Origin of the sequence: Streptomyces sp. KLMMK (genome assembly GCF_036961605.1) — a bacterium.
GTDB lineage: Bacteria > Actinomycetota > Actinomycetes > Streptomycetales > Streptomycetaceae > Streptomyces > Streptomyces telluris.
Window position 1 is genome coordinate 1 of record NZ_JBAMDC010000122.1, and the last position, 17,010, is coordinate 17,010.

Sequence of the window (17,010 nt, forward strand, 5' to 3'; positions counted from 1 at the left end):
AACGGACGCTTCCTTTGTACTCACCCTCTCGGGCTTTCCTCCGGGCGCTTCCCTTCGGTATTTCGTGTTCCGACTCTATCAGATCGTTTTCCGTGCCGTTCCCGGCTCGAATTCGTTTTCCGATCCCCTGTCGGCGGGGTGTTCACTACTTTAGCGGCTTTTCCCGTCGGCTCCTAATCGAGCCGATCGTCGTCATATTTCGGCACAGCAAAATATGACCCCGATCCGGGGTGGACCTCTAGTAGTGATTGTGCCGCTCACCGGTCCGTGCACACGGCACGTCCGTCTCAAGCGGCTCGGGCTACGTTAGGTCCTCGGCGTCCGAGAGTCAAGCACCGGCCTGTCGGGCCGTCTTGCCGGGTCCTCGCTCGCCGCGTCCTCCGCGGTGGCGCGGCACGTGGGCGCGGTACGGGCTGACCGTCGGGTCGCCGTCCGCCCAGAAGCGCCACGGGTGAGCGGCCCCCTCGCCGCCCACGCCCGTGCGCGGGCCGTTGCGGATCCGGTCCGGGGAGACGGGGTGGCCGGCGAGGACGGCGAGCGGGGCGCCGGGGCCTGCACAGATGTCCGTGCCGTTCAGACTGCGGTCGACACTCAGTGCCGTGGCCAGGCGGGCGGGGCCCTGCGCCAGCTCCCGGTCCTTGCGCGCCTTGGGGCGGCGTTCCCGGGCCAGGTCCTGCCCCTTGATCACTTCGCCCGCCCTGAGGAGGACGCCGCTCGCGGTGCCCTCCTCCCCGCAGACGAGGTTGAGGCTGAACCACATGCCGTAGATGAAGTAGACATACGCATGCCCCGGCGGTCCGAACATCGAGGCATTGCGCTCGGTCCGGCCGCGGTAGGCGTGGGAGCCGGGGTCCGCTTCGCCCGCGTACGCCTCGACCTCCGTGATGCGGACCTCGATCGGTCCGTCGGAGGTCGTACGGACGAGGGTCCGGCCCAGCAGCTCGGGGGCGACCTCCAGGACGGGACGGTCGAAGAAGTCGCGGGCGATTGGCATACGGTCAGGCGCGGCGATCATGCCGATCGAGCGTAACGGACAAGAACGGAAGGACTCGCTCCGAATCAGTGGGGGCGCGGGTCCGGTAAGGAGAGGTCGCGGTCATGGGGTTCAAGAAGCTGCTGGCGAGCCTGGGCGCCGGGGGCGCCTCGGTGGAGACGGTGCTGTTCGAGGAGAACGTCGTCCCCGGCGGCATCGTCCAGGGCGAGGTGCGGATCCAGGGCGGTTCCGTCGCGCAGGAGATCCAGAGCCTGTCCATCGGGCTGCAGGCCCGGGTGGAGGTCGAGGGCGACGACAGCGAGTACAAGCAGGACGTCGAGTTCACCCGCATGCAGCTGGGCGGGGCGTTCGAGGTGCAGGCCGGGGCGGTGCACTCGGTGCCGTTCGGGCTGGAGATCCCGTGGGAGACGCCGGTCACCACCTTCCTGGGGCGGAACCTGACGGGCATGGACGTCGGGGTGACGACGCACCTGGCGATCGCCCGCGCCGTGGACTCCGGCGACCTCGATCCGGTGAATGTGCACCCGCTGCCGGCGCAGCAGGCGATCCTGGACGCGTTCGGGCAGCTGGGCTTCGCTTTCAAGAGCGCGGACCTGGAGCGGGGGCAGATCCGGGGGACACGCCAGCGGCTGCCCTTCTACCAGGAGATCGAGTTCCGCGCCCCGTCGCAGTACCGGGGGCTGAACGAGGTCGAGCTGTCGTTCGTCGCGGACGACCGCGAGATGGACGTCGTGCTGGAGATGGACAAGAAGCCGGGGCTGTTCTCCGAGGGCAGCGACACCTACCGGTCGTTCACGGTCGACCTGCACGCGTACGGGCAGACGGACTGGGCGGCGTACCTCAACCAGTGGCTGGCGGAGGTCGGCGGCCGGCGCAACTGGCTCTGACGGTCATGTCCAGGCCGGCCGCGGCGCACCGCCCGCCTCCCACGGGTCACCCCAGCAGCACCGCCAGCGGTGTCTCCGCCCCGGCCCAGTAGTCGACGGCGTCGCCGAAGACCGCCTCCGCCGTGCGGGCGTCCTTCGGCGACGCCTTGCGGAAGGCCGTCCACTCCTCGGCGAGGACCAGGTAGCCGCGCGCCTTGCCTTCCTCGCGCCACCACGAGAGGTCGGTGAGGCAGTCGGCGAGGGCGTCCCAGTTGCGGCCGAACCACTCGGGGAACTCCAGGTCGCCGGCGCACCGCTCGAGGAAGGCCGTCTTGGTGGTCACCCCGCCGAGGTGCAGGGTGGCCCCGCGCCACTCGGCCTCTGCGGCGAGCGACACGACGCGGGGGGTGGTGTCGGTGGGCGGCAGCCGGTAGACGCCGGGCGGGGTCGTGCCGAGGAGGAGTCCGGTGAGTCCGGGGGCGGGCAGCAGGTCGGTCATGGCTGTACCACCGCTTCAAAGGTCTGGTAGTGGTCGCTGGTGTAGTAGCGCTCGGCGCGGTTGCCGGTGATGATGCGGCGGGCGCCGCGGTTGCGGGCGCCGGGCGTGGGGACGGTGTACTCGTGGTAGTAGCCGCGGGTCTGTTTCGGCAGCCGGTTCTCGTAGTTGCCGAAGACGGTGCCGTCCTTGTCGTACGGGAAGGGCCCGCCCTTGTCGATGAGGTCGAGGGTCTTGCGGGCCTCGGGCGGCAGCTTCTCCCGCGAGACGGTCTTCATGCCGTGCGCCCATGAGGGTGCGGGCGGTGCGGCGGTCGAGGCGCCGCCGCCCCCGCCCTTCCTGCCGCCGCCGGCGTCCGAGGAGGAGCAGCCGGGCAGGAGGAGCAGGGGGAGGGCGGCGAGGAGGACGGTCAGGGTGCGCAGGGCGCGGCCGGCCGGTCGTCCGATGGGGCCAAACTGTCGAAGCACGCTTCGTATGGTCTCAGCCGCGGCCCCTGAGGGCTCGTTAGGCTGACGTCTTCAGTGTTCCGCAGCATTCCCGGGCGTTACAGGAGGCGCAGAAGTGTCCGAGCAGAAGCGACGGCCGCTCCCCCACGATTTCCATCCGCCGGTGCCCTCGTTCACGGTGGCGAGCGACGATCTGACGGACGGCGGGACGCTCGGCCGGGATCAGGTCCACAGCGGTGGGAACCTCTCCCCGCAGCTGCGCTGGGAGGGCTTCCCCGCGGACACGAAGAGCTTCGCGGTGACGTGCTACGACCCGGACGCGCCGACGGGCAGCGGGTTCTGGCACTGGGTGCTGTTCGACATCCCGGCCTCGGTGACGGAGCTTCCGGCGGGCGCGGGCGGCGGGGACATGAAGGGGCTTCCGGCGGGCGCGGTGCACGCGCGCAACGACTACGGCACGCGGGACTTCGGCGGGGCCGCTCCGCCGCCGGGGGACGGGTCGCACCGCTACGTGTTCACGGTGTACGCGGTGGATCGGGAGAAGCTCGGCCCGGACGCCGAGGCCTCGCCGGCGGTGGTGGGCTTCCACCTGCGGTTCCACGCGCTGGGACGGGCCCACCTGATCGGTGAGTACGAGGCGCCGGCCGCGGGCTGAGGCTCCTGCGCGGGTCCGTCGCAGGTGAGGCGCGGGCCCGTACCGGCGTGGTGCGACCGGAAAATCCGTTGCGCCCCGCCGCCCTTGAATCGCACAGTGGTGCATGGCTGACGGCCCCGCATGGCCGTCGGGCAGTGGACACCGCAGTGGCGGGGGCGGCGGGGCGCAGTTGCGCCCGCGGTCTGCCGGAGCCGGGCTGCGTGCCGGGCGACCGCGTCCGCTGCCGTACGCTCCGGGCCCGTGTTCGTCACGGGGGAAGGGCCCGGAGCGTTGCCCCCCCCCTTCGTCGCCCCGCCTTCTCCCCTGCCCGCTTCGCCGGACTCCCCATCAACTCCCTTTCGCTGCATCGAAATTGCGTTGTCCGCTGCGCAATTGCCCCGGCACAGTTGAGCCACCTCGCCGCTGGGGCGGGGGTGATCCGGGAGGTGGCCGGGATGCGGGAGACGCTGGTCCTCAATGCGAGCTTCGAGCCGCTGGCGACGGTGTCGCTGCGGCGTGCGGTGGTGCTCGTACTGCAGGGCAAGGCCGTGGTCGAGCAGGCCCGCCCCGGGCGCCGGGTGCGGGGCACCGCGATCGACGTACCCGCACCGCAGGTGATCAGGCTCTGCCGGTACGTCCGGGTGCCGTTCCGAAGACGGGCGCCCTGGTCGCGGAGGGGGGTGCTGGTGCGGGACAGGCACCGGTGCGCGTACTGCGGGCGGCGGGCCACGACCGTGGACCACGTGGTGCCCCGGTCGCGCGGCGGCGAGGACAGCTGGCTGAATACGGTCGCGGCCTGCGCGGAGGACAACCACCGCAAGGCGGACCGCACGCCGGAGCAGGCGGGGATGCCGCTGCTGAGCCTTCCGTTCGAGCCCACTCCGGCGGAGTCGCTGCTGCTGGCGACGGGGGCGTACGGCGCCCCCGTCCGGCGCGGCTCGGCGGCCTAGCGCAGCAGCATCTGCACGATGGCCACGACGCCCACGGCGACGATGACGCCGCGCAGCGCCGTGGGCGAGAGGCGGCGGCCGACCTTGGCGCCTATCTGCCCGCCGAGGGTGGAGCCGGCGGCGACGAGCAGGGCGGCAGTCCAGTCGACGTGGGCGACGCAGACGAAGACGAGCGCGGCGACGCCGTTGACGATGACGGCCAGGAGGTTCTTGAGGGCGTTGATGCGCTGGAGGTCGTCACGCAGGAGCAGGCCCATGAGGGAGAGGTAGAGGACCCCTTGGGCCGCGCCGAAGTAACCGCCGTAGGCGCTGGCGAGGAGCAGGCCGGCCAGGAGGCCGGGGCCGCCGTCGCTGCGCTCGCCCTCGGTGCCGTTGCGTTCGCGGCGGCGGGCCAGGGCCTTGGCGAGCCGGGGCTGGAGGATGACGAGGACCAGCGCGATGCCGATGAGGGCGGGCACGATGGCGTCGAACGCCTTCGAGGGCAGGGCGAGCAGCAGGACGGCTCCGGCGAGGCCGCCGACGAGGGCGGTGAGGCCGAGGCGGACGGCGCGGGCGCGCTGGCCGCGGAGTTCACGCCGGTAGCCGAGGGTGCCGCTGATGTTGCCGGTGACCAGGCCGATGGTGTTGGAGACGTTGGCGGTCACCGGCGGCAGGCCGACGGCGAGGAGCACCGGGAAGGTGAACAGGGTGCCGGAGCCGACGATGGTGTTGATGGTGCCCGCGCCGATGCCGGCGGCGAAGACCGCGAGTGCTTCCCAGATGGACAAGGCCATCTCCTTCATGATCAGGGTGTCGCCTCCCCGCCGTGGAAGGTCGAGGGGCCTTGCTGATCATGCAGGAGAGGACGGCCGTCAGTCGATGCCGGGCTGCTCCCGGCGCGGGGACTCCTTGGGGGACCGGGGGGACTTGGGCGCGCCGCCCATGGGGCCGAGGTTGCCGACGGCGCCGCTCAGGCCCTTGAGGGCGTCGCCGATCTCACTGGGCACGATCCAGAGCTTGTTGGCGTCGCCTTCGGCGATCTTCGGGAGCATCTGGAGGTACTGGTAGGCGAGGAGCTTCTCGTCGGCGTCTCCGGCGTGGATGGACTCGAAGACCGTACGGATGGCCTGGGCCTCGCCCTCGGCGCGCAGGGCGGCGGCCCGGGCCTCGCCCTCGGCGCGCAGGATCGCGGACTGCTTCTCGCCCTCGGCGGTGAGGATCTGCGACTGGCGGATGCCCTCGGCGGTGAGGATCGCGGCGCGCTTGTCACGGTCGGCGCGCATCTGCTTCTCCATCGAGTCCTGGATGGAGGTCGGGGGCTCGATGGCCTTGAGCTCGACGCGGTTGACGCGGATGCCCCACTTGCCGGTGGCCTCGTCGAGGACGCCGCGGAGGGCGGCGTTGATCTCCTCGCGGGAGGTGAGGGTCCGCTCCAGGTCCATGCCGCCGATGATGTTGCGCAGGGTGGTGACGGTGAGCTGCTCGATGGCCTGGATGAAGCTGGAGACCTCGTAGGTGGCGGCGCGGGCGTCGGTCACCTGGTAGTAGATGACGGTGTCGATGTTGACGACCAGGTTGTCCTGGGTGATCACCGGCTGCGGGGGGAACGGCACGACCTGCTCGCGCAGGTCGATGCGGTTACGGATGGAGTCGATGAAGGGGACGACGATGTTCAGGCCGGCGTTGAGGGTGCGGGTGTAGCGGCCGAAGCGCTCCACGATGGCGGCGCTGGCCTGCGGAATGACCTGCACCGTCTTCATGAGGGCGATGAAGACGAGCACCACCAAGATGATCAGGACGATGATGATCGGTTCCATCGGGGCTCCCCGTGCCTCTGGTCGTTGATCGGGTGGACCGGGTTGATCCAGTTCGAGTCTTTCAGAACGCGGTGCCGCCGTGCAGGCGTTGACTGCACTTCACGGACATCGCTTCGGCGGACACCGCTTTGTCGGACACGGCCGTCACGGGCACCGCGTCACATCACAATGGCCGTGGCGCCCTCGATCTCGACGACGTCGACGTGCTCGCCGGCCTCGAAGGTGCGCTCGGAGTCGAGGGCGCGGGCCGACCAGATCTCGCCGGCGAGCTTGATCCGGCCGCCACTGCCGTCGACCCGCTCCAGAACGACGGCCTGCCGTCCCTTGAGGGCTTCCACGCCGCTCGCCAGCTCGGGTCGCTGGGCGCGGTGCCGCATGGCGACCGGGCGCACGACCGCGATGAGGGCTATGGAGACGGCGGCGAAGACGACGAACTGCGCCACGGTGCCCGCACCGAGCGCATTGGTCACGGCGGCGGCGACGGCGCCGAGAGCGAGCATGCCGAACTCGGGCATCGCGGTCACCACCAGCGGGATGCCCAGTCCGACGGCGGCCACCAGCCACCACACCCATGTGTCCACATGGTCATGGTAGGCGCGGTGACCGCCCCCGGGACAGGGTGCCCGGGGAGCCGGGCGCCCTGGTTGCGGGTCAGGAGAGCGGCAGGCCCTGGGCCGTCCAGCGGTCGCCCCGGCGCTCGACGACCAGCGGGAGGCCGAAGCAGTGGGAGAGGTTGCGGGAGGTGAGCTCCAGCTCGACGGGGCCGGCGGCCAGCACCTTGCCCTGACGGATCATCAGGACATGGGTGAAGCCCGCGGGAATCTCCTCGACGTGGTGGGTCACCATGATCATCGAGGGGGCGAGCGGGTCGCGGGCGAGCCGGCCGAGGCGGCGCACGAGGTCCTCGCGGCCGCCGAGGTCGAGACCTGCGGCGGGCTCGTCGAGGAGCAGCAGCTCGGGGTCGGTCATCATCGCGCGGGCGATGAGGGTGCGCTTGCGCTCGCCCTCGGAGAGGGTGCCGAACTTGCGGTCCAGCAGGTCCGTCATGCCGAGGACGTCGAGGAAGGCGCGGGCGCGCTGCTCGTCGACCTCCTCGTAGCTCTCCTGCCAGGTGGCCGTCATGCCGTAGGCGGCGGTGAGGACGGTCTCCAGGACGGTCTGGCTGCGCGGCAGCTTGTCGGCGAGGGCGATGCCGGCCACGCCGATGCGCGGGCGCAGCTCGAAGACGTCGACCGCGCCGAGCTTCTCGCCCAGGACCTTGACCGTGCCCGTGGTCGGGAAGAGGTAGCTGGAGGCGACATTCAGGAGGGTGGTCTTGCCGGCACCGTTGGGGCCGAGGATGACCCAGCGCTCCCCCTCCTTGACCGACCAGGAGACCTGGTCCACCAGAGCCCGGCCCTCGCGGACCACGGATACGTCCACCAGTTCCAGCACTTCGCTCATGAGCGCGTTGTCTCCCATTGCAGTCTCGTCGTCGCGGCGCCGGTAAGCGCAGCCCCCAGGGAAAACCTACGCCACCCGCCGGGGACACCAGTCCTTAGGCTGGTGGCCATGCTCGATGAACATCGCTCAGGACGGCTCACCGCGTGGGGAAATGCCCTCATTGCCGGGTTTGCCGCACCTGATGACGCCGCGCACCAGATCACCGGGGATGACGCCGTCCACCGCGTCGTGGGCCTTCCCGGTGAATCCGGCCCCGTCGGCCTGACGCTCGCTCTCGGCCGGCTGCGGGCGCTGGGGGCCACCGGACTGCGCCTCGCCCTGCCGGCCCCCGGCCACCCGCTGGGCCTCAGCGGCCCGCCGGAGTTCAATGCCCGCGCCCTGGAGGCCGGGGAGGCGGTCGTCGCCACGGGGGCCGCGCTGGGGCTCGTACCGGAGGTGTCCGAGGCCGGGCCGGAGGGCGACGTGCACGTCGAGGTCGTCTGGCACTGCCTGCCCGTACGGGACGCGCCGCCGGCGGACGTGCCCTCCCTCGGGGAGGCCGAGCGGGAGCTCGCGGAGGCCCTGCGGGAGGCCACGGACGTGCTCTCGCGGCTGGACGTGGCGGGCTCGGGACCGGTGGCGCAGGCAGCACTGGAGGCGTACCGGGCGCGGGCCGAGCGCGGGCGCGAGGTGCTGGCACCGGGGTATCCGCCGCGGGCCGTGCGCGTGCTGGAGCTGGCGCAGCGCGTGGGGGCGCTGATCGCGATCGCCCACGAGCCGGGGGACGGCGGCGGCCGTGAGCACGGGGCCGCGGTGAGCGCGTCGGAGATAGCGGCGCGGGCGCAGGCGCTGCGGCCGGTGGAACGGACGGCCCGCCGGGCCCAGGTCGCCGCGTACAACGCGATCGTCGAGGAGCGGGCCCGCAAGCGGCACTGAGGCGGTGACCGCCGGTCGTACGGGAAGTGCGTGAGGCACGGGAAGGCCCCGCGGTCCAGAGGTCCGCGAGGCCTTCCCGTCGTGCCGGTACGGGTCAGTGACGCCCGTCGTGGCCACCCCAGTGGCCGTTGTGACCGTTGTGACCGTTGTGGCCGTCGTGCCGGCTGTGGCCGTTCCAGTGACCGCCGTCGTGGCCGTGCTTGTCGTGGTGACCGCGGTGCTCGTGGAAGCTGCGGTGCTCGTCCCAGCCGCTGCTGGCGTTGACGCAGGTGTTCCCGAAGGTCGGGTTCAGCAGGCCGATCAGGATGTCGATGGTGTTGCCGCAGATGTTCAGCGGCACCTGCACCGGCACCTGGATGACGTTGCCGGAGACGACGCCCGGCGAGCCCTTGGCGACGCCGTTGGCGACGGCGCCACCCGGGTGGTGGCGGTGCTCGTGCACCTGGCGGTCGCTGTGGTCGTGGCGGTCACCACGGTCGTGAGCGGACGCGACGCCCACGGTGGAACCGACGGCGAGCCCCGTGACCGCCAGGGCGAGAGCGGCTTTCTTGGCACTGTTCATGGTGAGGGTCTTCCTTCTGCTGACGTTCTCGGCGGCCCCAGCCGCGGGGTCGCGTAGTGATGAACGCCAGCGCACCGCCGACGGCACGGCCATCGGCGGTGTTGCCCTCGTTCGGACGATTGCTCGCCCGCGCCTGCCCGGGCTATGCAGGGCGCGCCGGGCAGGCGGGATGCACCGGTATTACTTGTTGACGCAGAGGTTGCCGGCGGCGGGGTTGAGCACGCCGACGATGCTGATGGTGTTGCCGCAGAGGTTGGCGCCGACCTTCACCGGAACCTGGACGACGTTGCCGGAGGCGACACCCGGGGAGTTCTGCGCCTTGCCGTCGGCCTGGTGCGCGGAAGCGGCACCGGCACCGGCGAGGGCGAGACCGCCGGCGGCGATGGTGATGACTGCGGCCTTCTTCATGTTCTTCACTCTTCTTATGACCTTCCTAGGGCGTTGCCACGGCCAGCCGCCGCGGTACGCCATGGAGAACGGGCCGCGGCCATTCGGGTTGCGGGGCCGGGGCGACCACCACACGGTCGTATGAATCTCTGATCAGAACGCGACGTTCCGCTTTGCCGCGGGCCCGTGCCGGTCAGGCTCCGATCCCATGTCGGACGGCCCAGAGCGCCGCCTGTGTGCGGTCGGCGAGGTCCAGCTTCATCAGAATGTTCGACACGTGGGTCTTGACTGTCTTCTCCGAGAGCACCAGCGCACGGGCGATCTCCCGGTTCGAACGGCCGTCCGCGATCAGCGCCAGCACCTCCCGCTCCCGCTCGGTCAGCGCGTTGCCCCGCCCCTGGCCGCCGCCCCCGGCCTCCTCCTGCGACAGCAGCGCCCCGGCCACCTCGGGCTGCAGCAGGACGTGGCCCGCGTGCACCGAGCGGATCGCGCCCGCCAGGGCGTCGGGGTCCACGTCCTTGTAGACGTAGCCCGCCGCCCCCGCGCGCAGGGCCGGGATGACCGTGCGCTGCTCGGTGAAGCTCGTGACGATCAGCACCCGGGCGGGGTTCTCCAGCTCCCGCAGCCGGCGCAGCGCCTCGATCCCGTCGGTCCCGGGCATCTTCACGTCCATGAGGACGACGTCCGGGCGCAGCTCCTCCGTGCGCTCGACGCCCTCGGCGCCGTCCGCAGCCTCCCCCACCACCTCGATGTCGTCCTGGACCTCCAGGAAGGTGCGCAGGCCCCTGCGGACCACCTGGTGGTCGTCCACCAGCACCACGCGGATCGCCCGCCCGTCGCCCGCCGCCCCCCTTTGGTCGAAGCGCTCTGCGCTGCCCCTGCTTTCTTCAGCCACCGGGCACCTCCATCTCGATCGCGGTGCCCATCCCGGGCTCCGAGGTAACGGTCAGACTGCCGCCGACGCCGCTCGCGCGGTCCCGCATCGACACGAGGCCGAGGTGGCGCCCGGCCCGGCGGACGGCGTCGGGCTCGAAGCCGCAGCCGTCGTCGGCGACGCACAGCGCCGCGCCCTGGCCCACCCGGGTGAGGGTGACCTGGACGCGGCCCGCTCCGGAGTGGCGCAGGGCGTTGTGCAGGGCCTCCTGGGCCACGCGCAGCAGGGCCTCCTCCTGGGCGGCCGGCAGGGCCCGTACTCCGTGGGAGGCGAAGGTGACCTTGGCGGTGTGGGCCCGGTCGAGGACCTGGATCTGGGTGCGCAGGGTCGCGACGAGGCCGTCCTCGTCCAGCCCCGCGGGCCGCAGCTCCACGACCGCGGCCCGCAGCTCGTCGGTGGCCTCCGCGGCGAGCCGGGCGGCCTCGTGCAGCTCCTCCTTGGCGCGGGCGGGGTCGCGGTCGACGAGCGCGGCGGCGGCCTGGGCGGTCAGCCGCAGCGAGAAGAGCTTCTGGGCGACGGCGTCGTGCAGCTCGTGGGAGAGGCGGGCGCGCTCCTCGGCGATGGTCAGCTCGCGGCTGCGCTCGTAGAGGCGGGCGTTGGTGAGGGCTATGGCCGCATGCTGGGCGAGCACGCTCAGCAGCTCCTCGTCCTCCGCGGTGAAGCCGCAGGTGGGCCCGGCCTCCTCGAGGCCGCAGGGCGGCTCGCCGGTGCGGGCGGGGCGCTTCTTGTTCGCGAGGAAGAGCGCTCCGAGGACCTCGTCGCCGTCCGCGACCGGCATGCCGATGAAGTCGCGCATGTCGGGGTGGGCGGCGGGCCAGCCGCCGAAGCGGGGGTCCGAGCGGACGTCGGCGAGGCGCTCGGGTGTCGCGTGCTGGATCATCGCGGCGAGGACGCCGTGCTGGCGGGGCAGGGGGCCGATGGCCTTCCACTGCTCGTCGCTGACGCCGTCGACGACGAACTGGGCGAAGCCGCCGTGGTCGTCCGGGACGCCGAGGGCCGCGTACCGGGCGTCCAGCAGTTCCCGGGCGGAGACGACGATCGTCTTGAGGACGTCGTGCACCTGCAGGTGTCTGCTCATGGCGAGGAGTGCGGTGCTCACTGCGGTGAGGCCGGAGCGGGGGCCATTGGTCATGGCCTTAACCGTAGCGAGGGCCGCGGGGCCGGGGATCGGGCCGGCGGCGGCCGGGCCTGAGTCGTTCGGCCTAGGCCGGTGGTCGGGTGGCTGCCCGGCCCCCGCCGTGGGCATGTACTTGCCATGTCTATACCAACCCAGTGGACACCCACCCACGGCGACGCCTACCGGCCCGTGCCCTACCGGCCCCCTCGGATGCCCGTCCAGGAGTCCCTCGCCCGCGCCGCCGAGCTGCGCGAGCGGATGGACGGGCGGCGGACGGTGCGGCAGTTCTCCGCCGATCCGGTGCCGGAGCAGGTGGTCTGGGACGCCATCGCATGCGCGGCCACCGCGCCCTCCGGGGCGCACCAGCAGCCGTGGACCTTCGTCCTGGTGAAGGACCCCGGGGTGCGGCGGCGCATCCGTGCCGCCGCCGAGGAGGAGGAGCAGCTCTCGTACGCGGGCCGGCTGGGCGAGGAGTGGCTGGCGGCCCTGCGGCCGCTGGGCACGGACGAGGTCAAGCCGCACCTGACGGACGCGCCCGCGCTGATCGTGGTCTTCCAGCAGCGGTACTGGCTCGGCGAGGGCGGGGAGAAGCGCAAGCACTACTACGTGGACGAGTCGGTCGGCATCGCGGTCGGGATGCTGCTGTCCGCGCTGCACCTGTCGGGGCTCGCCGCCCTGGTGCACACGCCGAGCCCGATGCGTTTCCTGTCCGAGGCGCTGGGCCGTCCCGTGAACGAGAAGGCGTTCGCGGTGATCCCCGTGGGCTATCCGGCGGACGACTGCCAGGTGCCGGACCTGGTGCGCAAGAGCCTCGATCAGGTGCTGGTGGAGGTCTGAGCCCGGGACGGGCACGCTGTGTGCGGAACCGGTCGCGCCGGGCGACGGGAGCGCTCGCCCGGTGTGACCCCGCACATAGGACGCACGTCACCTACGACCCCGCCTAGTGGGCGCATAAAACCGGCGTAAGCGGGTGGCAGGGGCCCTTTTGACCTTCCCTTTGCCCCTCCCCGCTGCACCCTCGGCAACGAAGCCGGGTAGTACGTCACCCCTTTGCCACAGCATTTTGCGGCCGCTAAGAATTCTCCCGTCGCACGGCGCCGTCGATCGAGACGCGGCGCTCATTCGCGCCGCTCCGGGCCACTGCGACTTCGTGCGATCGGAAGGTTCCCCTCAGCATGCGCTCCCCCATCTCTGGTTATAGCCGCCTGTCCAAGATCCAGAAGTTCTCCGCCGCCGGCGTCGCCGCCGCGGGCGTCGCCGCTCTGACGTTCGCCGCGATACCGGGCTCCGCCGACGCGGAGAAGCAGCCCATCGCCGTCAAGCCCGTCGCGTGGACCGCCGAGGCCTTCGGCGTCCAGGAGCAGCAGGAGCAGCTCGGCAAGCAGGCCGACAACGCCGCCAAGCAGGCGAAGGCGCAGGCCGAGGCCAAGAAGAAGGCGGACGCCGAGGCCGCCGCCAAGGCGAAGGCCGACAAGGAGCGCGCCGAGAAGGAGGCCGCGAGCCGTTCCCAGGAGCGCAAGCCGGTCCAGGCCGCGCCCGCCCCGGCCCCGGCCCCGAAGACCTACGCCAACAACCTCGACGGCTGGATCAAGGAAGCCCTCGACGTCATGAAGGCCAAGGGCATCCCGGGTTCCTACAACGGCATCCACCGCAACATCATGCGGGAGTCGACCGGTAACCCGAAGGCCATCAACCTCTGGGACTCCAACGCCGCCAAGGGCATCCCCTCCAAGGGCCTGCTCCAGGTGATCGACCCGACCTTCAAGGCGTACCACGTCGAGGGCACCTCCTGGGACATCTACGACCCGGTCGCCAACATCACCGCCGCGTGCAACTACGCGTGGAAGGTCTACGGCTCCATGGACAACGTGAACTCCGCCTACTAAGGCCGAGTGCGCGGACAGCGACGTACGCCGAAGGGCGGCACCCGGTGCGGGTGCCGCCCTTCGGCGTGCGTGGGGCAGAGGGGCGCGGGACTACTTGCGCATGACCTCCGGCTCGTGGCGGCGCAGCAAACGTGCGACTGCGAAGCCACAGGCGATGCCGATGACGAGCAGGGCCACGATGTCGATCGACCACTGGGTGGCGGTGTGCTCCCAGAGCGGGTCGAGCTTGGGGGGCCTGCTCTTGTCGAACGGAGCCATGATGTGCGAGAGGTCGAGCGTGGTGCCGGCGCCGGCGATGGCCCAGCGCGCCGGCATCAGCCAGGCGAACTGCTCGATGCCCGGCGAGTCGTAGATCTTGAACAGGATGCCGGTGAAGACGACCTGGACGATCGCGAACATGACCAGCAGCGGCATGGTCTTCTCGGAGGTCTTCACCAGCGCGGAGATGACCAGGCCGATCATCATGCAGGTGAAGCCCAGGGCGATGATCACCAGGCAGAGCTCCAGGGCGGGTGCCGCCTTGAAGACCAGGCCGTTCTCCGGCAGCTCGCGGACCGAGAAGCCGATGGCGCAGATGAGGGCGCCCTGCACCGCGGTGATCAGGCCGAGGACGACCACCTTGGACATCAGGTACGCGGAGCGGGACAGGCCGACGGCCCTCTCCCGTTCGTAGATCACCCGTTCCTTGATCAGCTCACGGACGGAGTTGGCGGCGCCGGAGAAGCACATGCCGACCGCGAGGATCAGCATGATCGTGCCGGCGTCCTGGTTGAAGTGGCCCTTGCTCGCCGGCCCGAGGCCGAAGTCGGACGGGATCACCGTGCTGACTCCGCCGAGGACGGCCGGCAGGAGCAGCATCAGGGCCATGAAGCCGCGGTCCGAGGCGATGACGGAGGCGTAGCGGCGCATCAGCGTCCACAGCTGGGAGCCCCAGCTCTGGGCCTTCGGCGGGCGCACCATCTGCGGCTGGACGTGCACCGACTGCGGGGCGACGGCGTCGATGTCGGCCGCGTACATCTGGTAGTGCTGCGAGCCGCGCCAGCGGCCCGACCAGTCGTAGTCGCGGTAGTTCTCGAAGGCCGAGAAGACGTCCGCCCAGGTCTCGTAGCCGAAGAAGTTGAGCGCTTCCTCCGGCGGGCCGAAGTAGGCGACGGAACCGCCGGGGGCCATGACGAGCAGCTTGTCGCAGAGCGCGAGCTCGGCGACGGAGTGGGTGACCACCAGGACCGTGCGGCCGTCGTCGGCGAGGCCGCGCAGCAGCTGCATGACGTCGCGGTCCATGCCCGGGTCGAGGCCGGAGGTGGGCTCGTCCAGGAAGATCAGCGACGGCTTGGTCAGCAGCTCCAGGGCCACCGAGACGCGCTTGCGCTGGCCGCCGGAGAGGGCGGTGACCTTCTTGTCCTTGTGGATGTCGAGCTTGAGCTCGCGCAGCACCTCGTCTATCCGGGCCTCGCGCTCGGAGGCCGCGGTGTCACCGGGGAAGCGGAGCTTCGCGGCGTAGCGCAGCGCCTTCCGGACGGTGAGCTCCTTGTGCAGGATGTCGTCCTGCGGGACGAGGCCGATGCGCTGGCGCAGCTCGGCGAACTGCTTGTAGAGATTCCGGTTGTCGTAGAGGACGTCGCCCTCGTTGGCGGGCCGGTAGCCGGTGAGCGCCTTGAGGAGGGTGGACTTGCCGGAGCCGGAGGGGCCGATGACGGCGATCAGCGACTTCTCGGGGACGCCGAAGGAGACGTCCTTGAGGATCTGCTTGCCGCCGTCGACGGTGACCGTCAGGTGGCGGGCGGAGAAGGAGACGTCGCCGGTGTCGACGAACTCCTCCAGCCGGTCGCCGACCAGGCGGAAGGTGGAGTGACCGACACCGACGATGTCGTTGGGGCCGATGATCTGCTGGCGGACCGGCTGACCGTTGACGTAGGTGCCGTTGTGGCTGCCGAGGTCGACGATCTCGAAGCGGCCGTCGCCGGTGGAGCGGAACTCGGCGTGGTGCCGGGAGACCTGGAGGTCGGAGACGACCAGCTCGTTCTCCAGGGCACGACCGATGCGCATCGTGCCGCGGCCGACGGCCATCTGGTGGAAGCTGGTCGGGCTGCGGTCGCCGTAGACGGGCGGGGCGCCGCCCTGCGAGGGCGGGCCGCCGTGCGCCGGGGGCTGGTGCGCGCCGGGTCCCGGCTGCTGGGGGACGTACGGCTGCTGCTGGGGCTGCTGCCAGCCGCCGGGCTGCTGGTGCTGCTGCGGCTGCTGGTACTGCCCCTGCTGCTGCCAGGCGCCTGGCTGCTGGTGCTGCGGCGGCTGGTGCGGCGTGTGCTGCGGCGGAGCCTGGTGCAGCGGCGCGGCCATGGCCGTCTGCGCGCTGTAGAGGTCCGCGGCAGGGACTCCGGCGCCGGCACCGGCGGCACCGGCGCTCAGGTTCAGCCGCGGGCCGTCCGTCGCGTTGCCCAGGTGCACCGTCGAGCCGGGGCCGATCTCCATGTGGTGGATCCGCTGACCCTGCACGTACGTGCCGTTGGTGCTGCCGTGGTCCTCGATGACCCAACTGCGGCCCTCCCACCGTACGGTGGCGTGCCGCCACGAGACGCGGGCGTCCTGCAGCACCATGTCACCCTGCGGATCCCGCCCGAGGGTGTAGGACCTGGACGGATCGAGCGTCCAGGTCTGTCCATTCAATTCCAGTACGAGTTCCGGCACTCCATGCCCCACTACTTGTCCCCCGATGAGCCCCCTGCATCAGGGAGTCTAGGGATGGCGAACATCGGGAGGAACTATTTCAGGCACAGTCCCCGAACCGAAAGTCGGGGATTGCCGCGACCGTGTAACAGGCGCCGTTGACCGATCCGAAACATACCCGGAGAGTGGTTACCGCCATGGATACGTACGGATCATGCGCATCCGGGCAATAGCCCGGCTGCAGACCGGCACGGGGGGCCGTGATGACCGTGGACGGGGGCGGGCGCGGGGTGCGCCCGGCGGAGTTGTTGCTGACGTCGATTGCGGCTGTGAGCTGGTCTTTTCTGGCCATGGCGGGGATTGCGGCGCTGGGGTTGCACCTGCTCGGCGCGGATACGGCGGGCGCGCTGGGGCCGATGACCGCTGCCGTCGTCGTGCTCGCCGTAGGCGGATCACTCACGCCTTCGGGGGATATTGAAGCATTCGGCCTGAAGGGCGCCGGGGCGCACACTGCCATCGATATCGCGCCACTGGGAGTGAGCCTGGCGGGCGCCCTGTTGCTGGGAATGATCTTTGCACGATCGTTGCGCCGTGCCGGTGCCACGATCGGCGCCGGAGAGCTCGCCGCACGGGCCGGCGCGGTGATCGTGCTCTTCCTGTTCCTGCTCGGCGGCCTCGCCTGGGCCGGGGAGGATTCGATCACCATCGACGGGAGCAGCCTGGGCCTGGGCGGCGGGGACGGCGGCGGGGACGGCGGCGGCCCCAAGCTGGTGATCCCGGGCATCGGCGACGTCGGGGACATCGCGGGCGGGCTGCCGGACCGGCTCGCCGGCCTGGCCGACGCCAAGGCCGCCGTCGGCTTCAGCGTGCGCACGGGGCCCTCGCTGTCCGGGGGCGCGGTCTGGGTCCTGGGCGTCCTG

At 71.2% G+C, this 17,010-nt stretch carries 19 protein-coding genes; 7 read left to right on the forward strand and 12 right to left on the reverse strand.

Annotated elements, in window-relative coordinates:
• Nucleotides 1-328: 328 nt before the first annotated feature.
• Nucleotides 329-1,015 carry a DNA-3-methyladenine glycosylase gene (locus V7793_RS18880; RefSeq protein ID WP_336008021.1) on the reverse strand — a complete coding sequence of 229 codons (687 nt, stop codon included), beginning with the start codon at nucleotides 1,013-1,015 and terminating at the stop codon, nucleotides 329-331.
• Between the two features lie 83 nt (nucleotides 1,016-1,098).
• Between V7793_RS18880 and V7793_RS18885 the strand changes: the two genes are divergently transcribed.
• Nucleotides 1,099-1,881: a sporulation protein gene (locus tag V7793_RS18885; protein WP_336008023.1), complete on the forward strand. Its 783-nt coding sequence runs from the start codon at nucleotides 1,099-1,101 to the stop codon at nucleotides 1,879-1,881.
• A gap of 46 nt (nucleotides 1,882-1,927) precedes the next feature.
• On the opposite strand, the gene V7793_RS18890 is transcribed toward V7793_RS18885, so the two are convergent.
• Nucleotides 1,928-2,359, reverse strand: a complete 432-nt coding sequence (locus tag V7793_RS18890; RefSeq protein WP_336008025.1) for a barstar family protein — start codon at nucleotides 2,357-2,359, stop codon at nucleotides 1,928-1,930.
• Nucleotides 2,356-2,823, reverse strand: coding sequence for a ribonuclease domain-containing protein (locus V7793_RS18895; protein ID WP_336008027.1), 468 nt, complete (start codon nucleotides 2,821-2,823; stop codon nucleotides 2,356-2,358). Before V7793_RS18895 ends, V7793_RS18890 begins: the two co-directional genes overlap by 4 nt.
• A gap of 94 nt (nucleotides 2,824-2,917) precedes the next feature.
• Here V7793_RS18895 and V7793_RS18900 point away from each other — a divergent pair, with 94 nt between their 5' ends.
• Both V7793_RS18900 and V7793_RS18905 read left to right on the forward strand, forming a co-directional pair.
• Nucleotides 2,918-3,457: a YbhB/YbcL family Raf kinase inhibitor-like protein gene (locus tag V7793_RS18900; protein WP_336008029.1), complete on the forward strand. Its 540-nt coding sequence runs from the start codon at nucleotides 2,918-2,920 to the stop codon at nucleotides 3,455-3,457.
• Nucleotides 3,458-3,891: 434 nt separating this feature from the next.
• Nucleotides 3,892-4,386, forward strand: a complete 495-nt coding sequence (locus V7793_RS18905) for an HNH endonuclease (protein WP_336008031.1) — start codon at nucleotides 3,892-3,894, stop codon at nucleotides 4,384-4,386.
• Here the strand turns inward: V7793_RS18905 and V7793_RS18910 are convergent.
• The 4 genes from V7793_RS18910 to V7793_RS18925 form a co-directional block, all read right to left on the reverse strand.
• Nucleotides 4,383-5,153 (reverse strand): sulfite exporter TauE/SafE family protein, encoded by a 771-nt coding sequence (locus V7793_RS18910; RefSeq protein WP_336008033.1) that lies wholly within the window; start codon nucleotides 5,151-5,153, stop codon nucleotides 4,383-4,385. The two genes, V7793_RS18905 and V7793_RS18910, sit on opposite strands and share 4 nt — an antisense overlap.
• Nucleotides 5,154-5,237: 84 nt before the next feature.
• Complete coding sequence (locus tag V7793_RS18915; RefSeq protein WP_168093575.1) at nucleotides 5,238-6,182, reverse strand: SPFH domain-containing protein; 945 nt, start codon at nucleotides 6,180-6,182, stop codon at nucleotides 5,238-5,240.
• A gap of 158 nt (nucleotides 6,183-6,340) precedes the next feature.
• Nucleotides 6,341-6,763, reverse strand: coding sequence for an NfeD family protein (locus V7793_RS18920; RefSeq protein ID WP_336008036.1), 423 nt, complete (start codon nucleotides 6,761-6,763; stop codon nucleotides 6,341-6,343).
• A 70-nt stretch (nucleotides 6,764-6,833) separates the two neighbouring features.
• Nucleotides 6,834-7,643, reverse strand: coding sequence for an ABC transporter ATP-binding protein (locus tag V7793_RS18925; RefSeq protein ID WP_058045023.1), 810 nt, complete (start codon nucleotides 7,641-7,643; stop codon nucleotides 6,834-6,836).
• 90 nt (nucleotides 7,644-7,733) lie between these two features.
• Between V7793_RS18925 and V7793_RS18930 the strand changes: the two genes are divergently transcribed.
• On the forward strand, nucleotides 7,734-8,540 hold the full coding sequence (locus tag V7793_RS18930) for a hypothetical protein (protein ID WP_336008040.1): 807 nt from the start codon (nucleotides 7,734-7,736) through the stop codon (nucleotides 8,538-8,540).
• Nucleotides 8,541-8,634: 94 nt separating this feature from the next.
• On the opposite strand, the gene V7793_RS18935 is transcribed toward V7793_RS18930, so the two are convergent.
• The 4 genes from V7793_RS18935 to V7793_RS18950 form a co-directional block, all read right to left on the reverse strand.
• Nucleotides 8,635-9,102: a chaplin gene (locus V7793_RS18935; RefSeq protein ID WP_336008041.1), complete on the reverse strand. Its 468-nt coding sequence runs from the start codon at nucleotides 9,100-9,102 to the stop codon at nucleotides 8,635-8,637.
• A gap of 180 nt (nucleotides 9,103-9,282) precedes the next feature.
• Complete coding sequence (locus tag V7793_RS18940) at nucleotides 9,283-9,519, reverse strand: chaplin (protein WP_336008044.1); 237 nt, start codon at nucleotides 9,517-9,519, stop codon at nucleotides 9,283-9,285.
• 163 nt (nucleotides 9,520-9,682) lie between these two features.
• Nucleotides 9,683-10,315 (reverse strand): response regulator transcription factor, encoded by a 633-nt coding sequence (locus V7793_RS18945; protein WP_336008055.1) that lies wholly within the window; start codon nucleotides 10,313-10,315, stop codon nucleotides 9,683-9,685.
• Between the two features lie 61 nt (nucleotides 10,316-10,376).
• Nucleotides 10,377-11,555 (reverse strand): GAF domain-containing sensor histidine kinase, encoded by a 1,179-nt coding sequence (locus V7793_RS18950; RefSeq protein WP_336008045.1) that lies wholly within the window; start codon nucleotides 11,553-11,555, stop codon nucleotides 10,377-10,379.
• Nucleotides 11,556-11,678: 123 nt separating this feature from the next.
• Between V7793_RS18950 and V7793_RS18955 the strand changes: the two genes are divergently transcribed.
• Together V7793_RS18955 and V7793_RS18960 are read left to right on the forward strand one after the other, a co-directional pair.
• On the forward strand, nucleotides 11,679-12,377 hold the full coding sequence (locus tag V7793_RS18955) for a nitroreductase family protein (protein WP_336008047.1): 699 nt from the start codon (nucleotides 11,679-11,681) through the stop codon (nucleotides 12,375-12,377).
• 338 nt (nucleotides 12,378-12,715) lie between these two features.
• Nucleotides 12,716-13,426, forward strand: coding sequence for a transglycosylase SLT domain-containing protein (locus V7793_RS18960; RefSeq protein WP_336008049.1), 711 nt, complete (start codon nucleotides 12,716-12,718; stop codon nucleotides 13,424-13,426).
• 90 nt (nucleotides 13,427-13,516) lie between these two features.
• Here V7793_RS18960 and V7793_RS18965 read toward each other — a convergent pair whose 3' ends face one another.
• Nucleotides 13,517-16,123, reverse strand: coding sequence for an ABC transporter ATP-binding protein/permease (locus tag V7793_RS18965; RefSeq protein ID WP_336008050.1), 2,607 nt, complete (start codon nucleotides 16,121-16,123; stop codon nucleotides 13,517-13,519).
• 230 nt (nucleotides 16,124-16,353) lie between these two features.
• On the opposite strand from V7793_RS18965, the gene V7793_RS18970 reads away from it, so the two are divergent.
• The coding region (locus V7793_RS18970) for a streptophobe family protein (protein ID WP_336008053.1) at nucleotides 16,354-17,010 on the forward strand (657 nt) is incomplete at its 3' end.